The organism is Mariniflexile maritimum, from assembly GCF_009746565.1.
GTDB classification, from domain to species: domain Bacteria; phylum Bacteroidota; class Bacteroidia; order Flavobacteriales; family Flavobacteriaceae; genus Mariniflexile; species Mariniflexile maritimum.
This window is the reverse complement of record NZ_WRPN01000012.1, coordinates 16,775-32,466: the sequence shown is the minus strand read 5'-3', so window position 1 is coordinate 32,466 and position 15,692 is coordinate 16,775. Positions and strand designations below refer to the sequence as shown.

The window sequence follows — 15,692 nt, the reverse complement described above, 5'->3', positions numbered from 1 at the left end:
TTAGCTGACTAATTAAGGGATAAAAAAAGCACTATTAGTACCATAAATGGTCTTTTAGCGGCTTTTAAATTTTAAATCAAGTAAACATATGTTGCCCAATTTCGAACATGTGTTGTTATCCTTCACCTAATAAACGCCTAATTTTAAAAAATAAAAATTACACTTCATGCAAAAATCATTTAGCTTTATTTTACTTTTAATTTCTTCGGTTATTTTTTCACAATCCAATCCTTTGCCAGAAGGTACTATTGTAACGAACCGGACCAAAACAAATCTTAACCTAGGATGGAAATTCCATCTGGGAGATGCCATTGGAAACCCAGAAAGCACCGGTTTTAACGACACCGATTGGGAAAAGGTCGCCGTACCACATACCATGCAGTTGGTATCTTATGAATTGGATAGCATCCGCGAAACTTGGGTACAAGAAAAATACTTGCGCGATTTTGGATGGTACCGAAAAACCATAAACATTAATGCCAAACCCTCCGAAAAAATATTTATAGAATTTGAAGGCGTACACAACGCTACCGAACTTTGGGTAAACGGCAAAAAAGCAGGAAGCTTTGCGGTAAACGGTTATGTGCCGTTTCATTTTGATATTACCGATTTCGTGAAATTAAATGCCGATAACCTTATTGTCATTAAAGCCGATAACAGGTATAGCCAAACCATTGCGCCCGACCCGCATAAAACAGACTATGTAAAGTTTAACGGCCTTTACAGGGATTTATATCTTGTAACCACCAATAAACTGCACGTTGGTTTTAATTGGGAAGCTTTTGAGGCGGGCGTTAACATAACTACCCCAACAGTCAATAAAAATAACGGCACAGTTTCCATAAAAACAACGGTTAAAAATGAAAACAATACACCAAGAAATTGCCGAATAGAAACCAAAATAATAAATGCGGAAGGTTATGTCATAAAAAAGCTCATTCAAAATTTTATAGTTCCCGCAAATACCAACCACACTTTTAGGCAAACCACCACTATTGAGGACGATTTCCACTTGTGGTCGCCCGATACGCCTTATTTATATCGCGTACACTCGGTTATTTATGATGATGAAAACCCAGTCGATTTTGTGGAGAACACCTTTGGCTTCAGAACCTTTAAACTAGAAAAAGGCAAAGGTTTTGTACTAAATGGCGAACCGCTTTTTTTAATTGGTGTTAACAGGCATCAAAATTATCCCAATATTGGCGATGCGGTGCCAAACTCCTTTCATTACAATGAAGCGTTGCAGTATAAAAATGCAGGCATCAACATCATCCGTTTATCACATTACACGCAAGATGAATCTTTTTTGAATGCTTGCGACGCACTGGGGATTATTGTGTACGCCGAAGTTTCTACGTGGATTGATTGGGGCGACAAAACATGGTTCGACAATCTGGAAACCGCCACAAGGCACATGATCAGGAACCAAAGAAACCATCCTTCCATTGTATTTTGGGGTGCTGGCATTAATCACAGAGGGCCTGTACCGCGCATGCAACAAGTGGCCAAGGAAGAAGATCCGTTTAGGCTTACGGCATCGGCGTCCAGCCCTTGGAACGGCGTTAAAAATGAAGGCATCACAGATATTTATGCCACCATGGATTATCGCAGAACCGAATTCCCGGAGAGTGCTTTTACCATGGTTATGGAACATGGTAGTTCCACCAATTCAGAAGTGAATCAATTTCATATTTCAAGGTATAAAGCCAATAAAAACACTATTGCGGCCATAGCTTGGTTGGGTGCCGAATACAACCATTTGCAACCCAGCGTTGTGGCTACTATTGAAGGCATTTGGGAACGCGATTTTATGACCACCTACAGCCTTCTGTCCGGGTACCGTATTCCACGACCTGTTTATAAATGGTACCAATCGGAATTGGTTGCCAAACCCATGGTGCACATTGCCGATGAAACCGCTTCCAACAATGGAAAAATTCGCGTGTTTAGCAACTGCCAAGTGGTAGAATTGTACCATGACAATCAACTCATCGCAAAACAATATCCCGATAACGAAGCGACCAAAGCCCATTTAAACCATCCGTCTTTCACCTTCCATTATACATGGAAAACAGGCACTTTAAAGGCTATTGGCTATACCAACAGCGAAAAAATAACCGAACATTCCAGAACCAAACAGGGCACGCCACATCATATCAAATTGGAATTCAATATTAATGATAAACCTTTTTATGCCGGAGGATCGGATTTAAGAATGGTACACGCTTATGTGCTTGATGAACATGGCGAAGTAGTAACATCGGCTACCAATAAAATTACCTTTAATATTTCCGGCAACGGAAAATTTGTTGATAATTGCAAGATTGAAGCAAACCCAGCCGTTTTGTACGATGGCGTTGCAACCATGTACATTCGAGGCACTGAAAAAGTTGGCAAAATAACGATTACGGCAGCTTCTAAAGGACTAAAAAGCGGAAGTGCAACCATCAATACCGTTGCTTTTAACACCAATGAAATTGAAAACCATGTCCAACCTATTTACGATTATCCTATTTCAAAAATAGATATTGGCGGCGAAAAACAACGCGTTCAATTCGATTGGCTGGAATGGACGGGAGCTTCCGATAAAGACCTGAATTATAAGTTAACGGACTATAACGCAGAAATTAGCGTGAGCGCTGATAACGCCATACAATGGTTGGGCAATGATACGGCCATGTTGGGCGATTTAAGCTTTATGGGTACCGATGGCGTGTATGTTGAAAAAGGCGTTTTAAAACTTAAAATTTCCGGACTGAAAAAAGGGCATTATACCGTTGAAACGTTTCATCATTCCAGACAGGGCAAAATGACCAACGCCATTGAAGTATCTGTTAACGATGAAAATGGCACATTTACAAAAACGGCAGACGACCATATTGTCGATTATTATATTAACGACAACACAGGCGAACGCCAACCGCTATCCATAAAATCTACATTACAATCGGACGGCTCAACGCCTATTCTTTTAGAATTTAAAAATTTGAAAAAGGAAGGCAATATGTGGTTAAACGGGTTCATTTTAAAACAAGTTAAATAAAACGCAAAACCACATAATAAAGGCCATGCTTAATGAAAGTGACTATACAGAGAAACAATTTTTAATATAAATACACCTAAATAACCATTTGTTGCAGTAATTTAAACATTAGGCATTTCACTTTTTGTATAAATCCCTGAATTTAGCAATCTCAAGTAGTACTTATTTTTTACATCATATAACCAAAAATAGAAAGAATGTTTTTAAATAAATTAACGCTCATACTAGTAGCCATTTCTTTAACACTTGTGGCATGTGGTTCAAAAAACGACAAAAAAATAGCAGAAGCCAAACCAGAAAATGTTAAGGTTTTTGAGCCCAATTGGGAATCCATCAAAAAAAACTATAAAGATCCAGAATGGTTCAACAACCAAAAATTTGGCATCTTTATCCATTGGGGCGCTTACTCGGTGCCTGCGTTCGGCTCAGAATGGTACCCACGCCAAATGTATATGGATACGGCAACCTTTACGGCGCAATTAACTCCTGAAAAAACTGGCCCAAGTGCCGCTTATACGCACCATAAAGAAACTTGGGGCGATCAAAAAAACTTTGGTTACAAGGATTTTATTCCCATGTTTAAAGGTGAAAAATTCAATGCAGCGCAGTGGATCGATTTGTTTAAAAAAGCCGGTGCGCGCTATGTGATTCCGGTTGCCGACCACCATGATGGATTCGCCATGTACAAATCGAACACAACCCGATGGAACGCTTTTGATATGGGCCCTAAACGTGATGTTTTAGGTGAATTGTTTAAAGAAGGTCGTAAACAAGGCCTCATCATGGGGGCTTCATCACATTACGCCTTTAACTGGTCTTTTTACAATAAAAAAGATCGTTTTGATACTACCGATCCTCAGTATGCCGATTTATATTCCCCAAAAGGAAAGGATTTAACCCAACCTGTTTCCAATGAATTTAAACAAAAATGGTGGGATAGAACTGTCGATTTAATTGATAATTACCAACCCGATATCTTGTGGTTCGATTTTTATTTGGATATTCCCGACTATGCGGATATGCGTCCGAAAATAGCGGCCTATTACTACAACAAAGGACTTGAATGGGGAAAAGAAGTGGTAATTAACGATAAGAATTTTGACCATGAAGCGTTTCCTGAAGGTACGGTTATTTACGATTTAGAACGCGGAAAACTTCCGGGAATCCGCAAGCTGCCTTGGCAAACAGATACCTCTATTGGTAAGAATTCATGGTCGTATGTTAGCAATTGGCAATCAAAAACAGCCAATCAGCTTATAGACGATTTGGTTGATATTGTTTCTAAAAACGGCAACCTATTATTGAATGTAGGCCCAAAATCGGACGGCACCATTCCAGAGGACCAAAAAGAGATTTTATTACAAATTGGTAATTGGTTATCCATCAATGGTGATGCCATATACGATACCAAATATTGGAAAACTTTTGGCGAAGGCCCCACCGAAGTTAAAAAAGGACACCATTCCGAAGGTCAAAATAAAGATTTTACAGGTCAGGATATTCGCTTCACCAAAAAAGGAAATAAACTTTATGCTATTATGATGGCATGGCCAGAAAACAATAGCGTACTTATAAAATCTGTTAAATCTTCCGAAAATAAAGTCTCCAACGTTAAAATGCTTGGCAGTGACGAAATCTTAAAATGGTCTCAAAACAATAAAGGTTTATCCGTTGAAATGCCATCAAAAAAACCGGGGAATTTTGCTTTTGTACTAGAGTTGACCTTATAAAAATAGTTTAGTTAGTTTGTTTAGTTTATAGGAGTGCATCTTTAATGGATGTACTCTTATAATTTTTAAAATCATATCATTATATAACGATGAAATACATAGTTTGCGAAAAACCGGGCGAATTTCTACTAAAGGAAAAAGAAGCCCCTGTTAGAAAAGAAGGAGAAGCATTATTGCAAATAAATAAAGTGGGTATTTGCGGCACCGATTTACATGCTTATAGCGGTAATCAAGCCTTTTTTACCTACCCAAGGATATTGGGCCACGAACTGGCCTCGATAGTTTTGGAAATTAGCGAAAACCCAAAAGGGATTAAGGCCGGTGACAAAGTGGTGGTAATGCCCTATGTAAGCTGCGGCACCTGTATTGCGTGCCGTAACGGAAAGACCAATTGCTGTACCAACATTAAGGTGCTGGGCGTGCATGCCGATGGCGGTATGCAAGAGCAAATAACCGTACCCGCCAATATTTTATTGCCAGCCAACAACCTGTCAGATAACCAAATGGCCATTGTGGAGCCTTTGGCCATTGGCGCCCATGCCATTAGGAGGGCAAATATACTTCCAGGGGAAACCGTTGCCGTGGTAGGCTGTGGCCCCATTGGGATTGGCATTATGAAATTGGCGCAAATAGCCGGTGCGAAAGTGATTGCTATCGATATGAACGAACAGCGATTGGCCTATGCCAAGGAAAAAATTGGCGTCGATCATGTGGTGAAAGCAGGAGAAGATGCTGTAAGCGACATTTCAGGGATTACCAACGGCGATCTGTGCACGGCCGTATTTGATGCCTCGGGCAATAAATTTGCCTTAGAGGCCTGTCCGGATTACATGTCGCACGGCGGACGCTTTGTCTTGGTCGGGCTTTCAAAAGGTGAACTCACTTATACGCACCCAAAGATTCACGCCAAGGAAATGACCCTTATGTGCAGCCGGAATGCCACTACCGAAGATTTTGAGCACGTTATAAGCGTGTTAAACCAATTTCCAACGGAATCGTTCATAACACACAATGTACTGTTTACCGACATGATAGCCAATTTTGATAGTTGGCTGAAACCTGAAACCGGCGTCATCAAAGCAACCGTAACCTTCAACTAAAACCCATGTCCAAGCATGACGTTCAAATAGACTCCAAGGACAACATCATCGTTGCCATAACGCCCTTGCCGAAAAATTGGGCTACGAAACCAACAATGATTTTGAAGTTAATACCCCGGCGATAATCCATGAATAAAAATCTGGGGCCTCTCTTCTGAAGACCTCCTAAAAACGCCCATTATAGGTACCAAGGAAGAACGTTCTGAACACAGGGTGTTCCCACTTGTGGACGGCATCAAGTTTTTAAAGTACGATGGTGGCTGTGGTTTACGAATTTCAAACCTTAGGGGCATTTCTGCAAAAATCTGCGGAATCTGTGGGAAAACGATAAACGAATTAAGTACAATATAACCAGCATAAGCAAAAAAAACAACATGAACGCATTAAACAGAAATACGGTAAAGGCAAAGACCTATACCGAAAGGATCATACAATTTGGGGAAGGCAACTTTTTAAGGGCATTCGCCAATTGGATGGTTCATGAAATGAACAAACAAGTCGGTTTTGATGGCGGTGTTGTGGTAATCCAGCCCATCAACCAAGGCTTGGTAAAAATGCTGAACGAGCAGGATGGCCTTTATACACTGTACCTAAACGGCATTAAGGACGGAACGGCCATCAGCGAGCACGACATTATCGATTGTATCCAAAGGGGCATCAATCCGTATGAAAACCATGCGGATTATTTGGCAAACGCCGAAAACCCAAATTTAAGGTTTGCAATTTCAAACACCACAGAAGCCGGTATTGCTTATAATGAGAATGACAGATTGGATGATAAACCCCAGACCAGTTTCCCCGGAAAATTAACGGCTTTACTCTACAAAAGGTTTCAAGCCTTTGGTGGTGCTTCCGATAAGGGCTTGATTGTGATTCCATGTGAACTGATCGATAGAAATGGCGATAATTTAAAGCGCATCATCCTGCAGTATGCCTCCGATTGGCAGTTGGGTGAAGACTTTATCGAATGGATAAATGAGGACAACATTTTTTGCAACACCTTGGTTGACAGGATTGTTCCGGGCTATCCAAAGGATAAAATGGATGCGATTACTTCGGAATTGGGCTACAAGGACAATTTAGTGGTTGAAGGCGAGCAATTCCATTTATGGGTCATTGAAGGCCCTGAATCCGTAAAAGAGGAATTTCCGGCGGAAGCCTGCGGATTGAACGTTGTTTTCACAGATAACATGGAGCCTTACAGAACTAGAAAAGTCCGCATTTTAAACGGTGCGCACACCACTTTGGTGCCTGTGGGGTATTTGTATGGCATAGACCGTGTGCGCGAATCGTTGGAAGACGCCGTGGTTGGAAAATTCCTGAAAGAAGCCCTGTTTCAAAATATTTGTCCGACATTGGATTTACCCGATGAGGAACTGAACCAATTTTCAAGTGATGTGCTGGACCGTTTCAGAAACCCCTATTTGGAGCATGAACTGATGAGCATTTCATTAAATTCCATCTCCAAGTACAAAACACGGGTGCTGCCATCGGTTTTGGGGTTCATCAAGAGAAAAAACGAACTGCCTTCCTATTTGTTATTCTCATTGGCGGCCTTAATGGCGTTTTATAAGGGCGATAGAAACGGCGCCCCCATTGCACTAAAGGACGATGCTTCGGTGTTGGCCTTCTTTGAAAAACAATGGAAAACCAAGGATGTGCCAAGCCTTGTAAAAGCCACCTTGTCGAATACGGATTTTTGGGGAACAGACCTCACGAAAATTAACGGATTGGAAAAGGAAGTGGCAAAACACCTAGAAACCATTGTAAACAACGGTATGCAAACGGCATTGAAAACTTTTATGGATTGATATGGTAATAGATTCGCATCAACATTTTTGGAATTACGAACCCGTAAAACACGCATGGATTGATGATGATATGGCCGTTATCCGTCGCAATTTTTTACCCCCCGATTTAAAAAAGGTATATGCGGAAAGTGGCATTGAGGGCTGTGTGGCGGTTCAGGCAGACCAAACCTTGGCGGAAACCGATTTTCTGATCAAGCTTTCAGAAGAGAACCAATTCATCAAAGGCGTTGTTGGCTGGGTTGATTTAAGGGCTGAAAACATTCACGCTGTTTTAAATCAGTATAGTGCAATTGGAAAACTAAAAGGGTTTCGCCATGTAGTTCAAGGGGAAGCAGACCATAATTTCCTGTTGCGGCCAGATTTTTCAAGGGGCATTGCAGCTTTGGAAAAACATGGCTTTACTTACGATATTTTAGTGTTTCCGCATCAATTGGGCGCTGTCCTGGAATTTGTAAAACGTTTTCCCAACCAGAAATTCGTTATCGACCACATAGCAAAACCGTATATAAAGGACGGTTTTTTTGATGGTTGGGCAACCCTGATGAAGGCAATCGCAGCACAAGAAAACGTGCATTGCAAACTATCTGGCATGATTACCGAAGCGGATTACAAAACCTGGACAGCATCGCAAATAGAGCCCTACATGGATGTGGTTTTAAAGGCCTTTGGAAGCAGAAGGCTGATGTTCGGTTCCGACTGGCCCGTGTGCTTGGTGGCAGGCCATTACAAACAAGTGAAAGATTTGGTAACCAATTTTATAGCAACTTTAAGCAAGGCTGAACAGGCCGATATTATGGGCAAAAACGCTATAAAATTTTATAATTTATAAACAAAAAATGAGCACAAAACCAACGTATATACAAGGCGATTATAAAAAAAGTACATTCTTTAACAACCAAAGCCGATTGGTTTGCGGCTGTTCCGGTTTGGGAGGCGTTTGGCGGCCCATTGAAGAAAAAGATGCCGTTGATACCTTACTATATGCCTTGGAGCATGGCGTAAATGTATTTGATACCGCGCCATCGTACAATAGGTCTCAGGAATTTTTAGGGAAAGCGTTGAAACAATGGTCTGGGGAAAAACCTTTTATAAGCACTAAAGTCGGTCGATTAAATGCGGACAAAGCTGATGAGTTTATTATAGATTATTCACCCGAAACCATGCGAAAAAGTGTTTACGAAAGCTTGGAGGTTTTGGGCATCGATACCATAGACCTGCTGTTTCTGCACGAGCCACATTTGGTTCCTGTTGAAAAAATGGACGAAATCATGGCCTGTTTGAATTCATTTAAAAAAGAAGGCATTGTAAAAAGCTTGGGCATTGGCGGCAATCCCATTGAAAGGTTTTACCCATACATGGTCAAGGAAAACTTTGATGTGCTTTCGGGCTTTTTGAAATTGGATGCCTGTAACCTAAGTGCTTTTGAAAAGGACATGCCGCAGATCCAAAAAGAGAACATCGGTTATTATGCCGCTTCTGCCCTGCACATGGGCCTGTTGGGAAGAAGGCTGGAAACCTACAACAGGGAACGCCCCAATAACGAATGGATTACCAATTTGGATGTGGACACCGCCTTAAAGGTAGATGAGATTGCTAAAAATAACCACATCCCGCTATCCAGATTGGCATTGCGCTATGTGTTCTCAATGCAGGAAGCCGATAGGGTTGTGGTGGGGCCAACAACTAAGGAGCAATTAACCGACCTATTGAACGCATGGCACGAGGGCAAACTGCCGGAACACCTATTTAACGACATCACCAATATTATACTAAACCTAAAATAAACCATCCCGAAAAATGAACCAACACCCAAAAATCCCAGTTGTTAGAAAATCGCTTTTGCTGCCGTTCGTCATCATTACCTCCTTGTTCGCCTTATGGGGCATTGCCAATGATTTAACCAACCCCATGGTATCTGCCTTTAAAAAAGTAATGCCCGAACTATCCAACACACAAGCGTCGTTGGTGCAGTTCGCCTTTTATTTTGGGTACTTTTTCATGGCCTTGCCCGCAGCCTTGTTCATTAGGAAATACAGTTACAAATCGGGGATAATCTTGGGGCTGTCCTTATACGCCCTGGGGGCATTTTTGTTCTATCCGGCGGCGGCGAACCAAGAATTCAATTATTTTTTAATATCCCTGTGGGTCCTTACCTGCGGATTGGCTTTTTTGGAAACCACGTCCAACCCCTTGATCTTGATGTTGGGCGACCAGGAAACGGCCACCCAACGCCTTAACTTGGCACAGGCCTTTAACCCCATTGGTTCTTTAACGGGCATGATAATAGCACAGGTCTTTATTATCGGTGCGTTGCGTTCCGATGATTATTCTGCCGAGGCCTACAACGCTTTAACTTCACAGGAACTGGCAACCATTCGGGAAAACGATTTGGGCATTATAAGCATTCCGTACATTGCATTGGGGGTGTTGGTTTTGGCAATTATGGCCCTCATCGTTTTTACGAAGATTCCGAAAACCGCCCCAGAAGACAAAATGGGACTTTCCGAATCCTTTAAAAAACTGTTTAGCAATGCAAACTACAAACATGGCGTGATTGCCCAGGCCTTTTATGTTGGGGCGCAGATTATGTGCTGGACCTACATTTTTCAGTATGTTGATAATTTGAACGATACCTTCGGTTGGGAATTGACCGCCACCTATTACAATGTGGCTGCCATGATGTCGTTTCTGGTGGGCAGATGGATTGGAACGGCCTTAATGAAATCGATAAATCCCTCTAAAATTTTAATGCTTTTCGGTATGGGCGGTATGCTTTGTAGTGCCGGTGCCATTTTATTGCCCGGAATGGCCGGTTTGATTTCTTTGGTGGCCATATCGGTTTTTATGTCCATTATGTTCCCTACCATTTACGGCATCGCTTTAAATAATATGGGCGAGGAAGCCAAAATTGGTTCCGCAGGCTTGGTCATGGCCATTGTTGGCGGCGCACTCATGCCCATTTTACAGGGAAGCATTTTGGATTGGGGCGGTTCGGGCTTTTCCGATGTTAAAATACTCGGGTTCATACCTGAGGTGAACTTTTCATTTATCCTGCCCTTCATTTGTTTGGCAGTGGTTTCCCATTATGGCTATGCTACTTATAAAACTTCAAAATAAAACAACATGAACACTAAAAGACACTGTTTTTCCTGCGATTTAAAGGACGATTCAAAATTAATTGCGGAATATAAAGCCTACCACGCTGCCGGTAAGGCATGGCCGGAAATAACCAAGAGCATAAAGGATGCTGGCATTGTGGACATGGAAATTTACCTTGTGGGCAACCGTATGTTCATGATCATGGAAGTTGATGATACCTTCAACCCTGCCAGGAAAGCCCACATGGATGCCAACAACCCCAAGGTGCAGGAATGGGAAACCCTGATGTGGAACTACCAGCAAGAACTACCCTGGGCCAAAAAAGGCGAGAAATGGATGGCCTTGGAACGGGTATTTAAACTGTAAAAACACATTTTCGTTTTTTATTATTCATCCTTACCTCTTTTGTCATTTTGCCTCACATAATCACTGGGAATCACCCCAAATTGTTTTTTGAAGCATTTTGCAAAGTAGGATGCGGTGTTAAAACCCGTCATATACATAATTTCCTTAACCGAAAGATCACTGGCCTCAAAAAGCTGTACAGCTCTTTTTAGGCGTATGTTCCTTATAAACTCACTGGATGACAAGCCGGTTATTTCCTTAAGTTTTAAATATAGGTTGCTTCGGCTGTGGCCCATTTCCTTTACCAACATTTCCACGCTAAAATCGGTGTTCATCATATTTTCCTCTACAATATCAATAGCTTGCTGCAAAAAGCGTTCGTCGGTTGAAGTAACGGTAACTTCCTTGGGCTGCAGGTTTATTTCCCTATTGAAACGTTGCCGCAATTCATCCCTGGTTTTTATGATATTTTCCAGTTTAAGCTGTAACAATTCTGTGTCAAAAGGTTTTCGTATATAATCGTCGGCGCCATTTTTAAGGCCTTTCAGTTCACTTTCCTGCGAAATTTTCGCTGTTAGCATCACAACAGGAATGTGACTGGTTGTTTTGGTGGTTTTTAGTTTTTCACAAAGCTCCAAACCATCCATAATGGGCATCAACAAATCGGTTATGATGATGTTTGGCATTATTTTACTGGCCATATTAAAACCTTGCTCGCCATTTTCGGCTTCGTAAACGGTATATCTTTTATTTAATACTTGCCTTATAAAGGTTCTTATGTCTGGATTATCATCAACAATCAATAAAATTGGTTTTTTTGATCTGGTTTTTGATATATCATCATCCTGCAATTCATCATTTATGCCTATGGCGAAAGATTCCTTTTCCGAAGATCGCATTAAAAAATCGCTATCGGAAACCTCCTTGCATACTATTTCGGGAATGTTCAAATATGCCTCTTTATGGATGGGGAACTTCATGACAAAATGTGCGCCCTCATTGGCTGCACTTGTCACTTCTATGGTACCTTGATGAAGCTCAATTAAATTTTTTGTGAACGCCAAACCGATGCCCGCACCCTGTGGGTTTTTTTTGTTTTTATCCTCTTCAATATAAAACCTTTCAAAAATAGTATGGATTCGATGCTCGGGAATTCCCGTTCCGGAATCCTTTACCTGAATGATAACCACCTCTTGATGGCTTATCTTCTCGTCTTTACCTTCAGATATTTCAATATGTATTTGTCCGTGTTCGGGGGTAAATTTAAAGGCGTTGGACAATAGATTGTTAATAATTTTTTCCAAGGCATCATGGTCAAACCACGTTTCAATGGTTTGAGGAGTGGCACTCACTTGAAAATCGATGAGCTGCTTATGCGATAAAAATTGGAAAGGTTCTGAAACTTCTTTGATAAACGCCACAATATCGCTTTTGCGAACGACCAACTTCATTTTTCCTTGGTTGATCTTTCTAAAATCCAATAACTGATTGACCAAGCGCATTAAATAATTGGAGTTTTTTTGCATTAACACATACTGCTCTTGCAACTCACTTTGGCTAATGTCCTTCCCGTTTTTCAGCAAATATTCAAGCGGGCCTTTTATTAACGTTAAAGGCGTTCTAAATTCGTGTGAAATATTGGTAAAAAACTCAAGTTTTATCCTTTGCAACTCTTCATTTTTCTCGTTTTCAATATGCTCCAGTTCCAGTTGGTGCTTTTTTGTTGTTCGGATGATTGTGAAACGTCTATACAGAAGCAAGATGCCCAACAATAAAAGACCATACACAACATAGGCCAACTTTGTAAGGTAAAATGGCGGAATGACCTCTATTTTTAATTCGGCGGGTGTTGAATCCCAATTGCCATCATTATTTGAAGCCTTCACTTTTAACGTATAATGGCCTGGAGAAATATTGGTGTAGGTTGCAAAACGTTTTTTGGAGGTGGTGTAAACCCAATCTTTATCGAACCCTTCCAGCATGTAGGCGTACTGGTTTTTACCCGGTGCAGCAAAATGCAGTGCCGCAAACTCAAAGGAAAAACTGTTTTCGCGGTATTTTAAATGGATTTCCTGAACATTGTTTATGGATTGGTCCAGTAACACGCGACCGTTAACCTCCTCGCCTATTTTTATGGGTTTATTGGCTATTGAAAACCCTGTAATTACCGTTTCGGCTTCATAACTATTATCAATAATATCGTTGGGATAGAACGCGTTAAAACCGTTGATGCCGCCAAAAAGCAACTCGCCGTTTTTGCGTTTCAAACGTGCCAATTCCTGGAATTCATTACTTTGCAAGCCATCGTTTACATCGTAGTTTTTAAAGGATTCCGAGATTGGATTGAATTTTGAAAGCCCTTTATTTGTTGAAATCCATAAGTTTTTATTGGAATCTTCCAAAATGCCTTTTATAACATTATTAGGAAGCCCGTCATTATCTTGATAAGCCACAAACCTATCGGGCAAACCTTTTGAAGCGGGCACAAACTTGTTGAGGCCACCGCCAAAAGTCCCGATCCATAAGGTACCTTTGTCACTTTCATATAACTCGAGAATGTAATTATGGCTTATACTGTTGCTATCGGATGGGTGGTGCCTGTAAACCTTAAATTTAGGAGTGTCTGCATTTATTTGTTTCGCAGAAAGTTTACTTAATCCGTTACTTGTAGCAAACCAAATAGTGCCCTTGCTATCTTCAAAAATATTGCGAATGATATCGCTAGAAATACTCGCTTCAACCTTGTTGGAATGCAGGAACACATCTTTTTTATAGGGTAAGTTTTCCCCTTGGTACAGCCAACGGTACACGCCCCCGTTATAGGTGCCTATCCAAACGTTTTTATGGCTGTCTTCCAATATGGAGAAAACACTGTTGGTAATTTCCGCAACTTCTTCAATTTTACGTTCTTCGGTTCGGGTTGGGTCTGTAATATCCAAAATGAATAACCCTGGTGTCGATTCCGCACCAATAAAAAGCTTTTTTTTGTTTCCTTTCTGAATTTCGGCCAGAGCAAAAGGTTTTAAGATACTTTGGAAGTTTACAAAACCTGTGTAGTTTTTATTCGCCTTTGTTTTGGGCAGCATGTTTAGCCCGCCACCTTCGGTACCTATCCATAAAGTACCGTTGCTATCTTCAAACATGGCCCTTATTTTATCGTAACTAAGGCTAGTGGGATCCAAAGTTTTTCTAATATTCCGAAAATGTTTTCTTTCCGGATCAAATTTATTGACACCGCCCCCATTGGTTCCTACCCAAATGATGCCCGTATGGTCTATAAACAACGATTTAACAATATTCTTGCTAATGCTATTGGGGTTTCGGGGGTCGTAAACATAATGCCCTTTCAGCTCAGGAATTTGACCTTTATCATTATTGTTAAAATATAAAAGCCCGTTATTTGTGCCTGCCCAAATATGTTTGTTGTTAATGGCGATGGCATTAATAAAGCCATCGTGAATTTTTTCAACAGTGCTGGAATGTTCGGTTGCATGAAGCAAATACAACCCTTTCGAACAGCCTATCATTAAGCGTCCGTAAGAATCTTCATTGATGCTCCGAACGGTGATTGCTGGCAATCCGATGGTTTCATTAATTAACTGAAAATAAGTATCGCCTGCTTTGTTAATCGATAATTTATACAGGCCATCGGATCCTCCAACCCACAATTGATTTTTGCTATCTTCAAAAATCGTAAAAACCGTGTTTCCCTCAATACCTGTAATCAATGCCTCCTTTTGCAGACCAAACCTTTGAAAAACCACAGAGTCGCGTGGTTTGTTTAAGTCTAACAGATTTAAACCATCGTTGGTGCCAATCCATAATCTATTTTTTTTATCTAAATAAATATCATTAACGTGATTGTTGCTAAGGCTATTCAAATTGGCATCGCTGTGCGTGAAATGGACAAAAGTTTCAGTCGATTTATTAAAATAATTGAGACCATTTCCGGTAGTGCCCAACCATAAATTTCCATTATTATCGGCTGAAATGGCATAAATTAAATTGCTATTGATGCTTGAAGGATTGGTTGAATCTGGATTGTAAATGGTGAAATCATAACCATCATATTTATTAAGTCCGTCGTGCGTAGCAAACCAAAGGAATCCTTGACGATCCTGATAAATAGCGTTCACATCGTTTTGCGACAAGCCATTATCGGTGGTGATACGGTGAAAATAAACATCATCTTGACTATAAAACGCGCTTATATTACCAAAATATAAGGTTAAAAAAGATAAAATAATGGTTATATTAAATTTTACTGGCATAGGTGTAAAAATGAGTAACCCAAATATACAGTTTTTAATAAGGAGAATTTAAACAAAGAAGACAATAAAAAAACAGAAGAAAAAAATATAGCAAACAACTATATCTACTATTTTCAGGTACAAAAAATATTATGAAAAAGCAGTTAGGCTATCATTATCTCACTAGTGGAAATGGACATCTTGAATTAACGCTTTCATATCTTTTTCTGCATAGAAAGCTCTCTCATTTGCAATGCAGGCCAAAAAACAAGGAAAAAATCATCAAAAGAACAAAATATTTCAAAGATTCC

General features: G+C 40.5%; 9 protein-coding genes. 8 read left to right on the top strand and 1 reads right to left on the bottom strand.

Features of this window, described 5'->3' with window-relative positions; all coding sequences use genetic code 11:
- Positions 1-166 precede the first annotated feature (166 nt).
- The 8 genes from GQO80_RS13750 (at position 167) to GQO80_RS13715 (ending at position 11,152) form a co-directional block, all read left to right on the top strand.
- On the top strand, positions 167-3,046 hold the full coding sequence (locus GQO80_RS13750) for a glycoside hydrolase family 2 TIM barrel-domain containing protein (RefSeq protein ID WP_157208945.1): 2,880 nt from the start codon (positions 167-169) through the stop codon (positions 3,044-3,046).
- Positions 3,047-3,243: 197 nt separating this feature from the next.
- A complete protein-coding gene (locus GQO80_RS13745) occupies positions 3,244-4,776 on the top strand; it encodes an alpha-L-fucosidase (protein ID WP_157208944.1) in 1,533 nt (510 codons plus the stop codon).
- Positions 4,777-4,865: 89 nt separating this feature from the next.
- Positions 4,866-5,876, top strand: a complete 1,011-nt coding sequence (locus GQO80_RS13740; RefSeq protein WP_157208943.1) for a zinc-binding alcohol dehydrogenase family protein — start codon at positions 4,866-4,868, stop codon at positions 5,874-5,876.
- Positions 5,877-6,250: 374 nt separating this feature from the next.
- Positions 6,251-7,687, top strand: a complete 1,437-nt coding sequence (locus GQO80_RS13735; protein WP_157208942.1) for a tagaturonate reductase — start codon at positions 6,251-6,253, stop codon at positions 7,685-7,687.
- 1 nt (position 7,688) lies between these two features.
- Positions 7,689-8,516 carry an amidohydrolase family protein gene (locus GQO80_RS13730; RefSeq protein ID WP_157208941.1) on the top strand — a complete coding sequence of 276 codons (828 nt, stop codon included), beginning with the start codon at positions 7,689-7,691 and terminating at the stop codon, positions 8,514-8,516.
- A gap of 7 nt (positions 8,517-8,523) precedes the next feature.
- Positions 8,524-9,471 (top strand): aldo/keto reductase, encoded by a 948-nt coding sequence (locus GQO80_RS13725; protein WP_157208940.1) that lies wholly within the window; start codon positions 8,524-8,526, stop codon positions 9,469-9,471.
- Between the two features lie 13 nt (positions 9,472-9,484).
- Complete coding sequence (gene fucP / locus GQO80_RS13720; RefSeq protein ID WP_157208939.1) at positions 9,485-10,804, top strand: L-fucose:H+ symporter permease; 1,320 nt, start codon at positions 9,485-9,487, stop codon at positions 10,802-10,804.
- A gap of 6 nt (positions 10,805-10,810) precedes the next feature.
- Entirely contained in the window at positions 10,811-11,152 is a 342-nt protein-coding gene (locus tag GQO80_RS13715) for an L-rhamnose mutarotase (RefSeq protein WP_157208938.1), read from the top strand.
- Positions 11,153-11,172: 20 nt separating this feature from the next.
- Here the strand turns inward: GQO80_RS13715 and GQO80_RS13710 are convergent, their stop codons facing one another.
- Positions 11,173-15,402 (bottom strand): hybrid sensor histidine kinase/response regulator transcription factor, encoded by a 4,230-nt coding sequence (locus GQO80_RS13710; RefSeq protein ID WP_157208937.1) that lies wholly within the window; start codon positions 15,400-15,402, stop codon positions 11,173-11,175.
- Positions 15,403-15,692 lie beyond the last annotated feature (290 nt).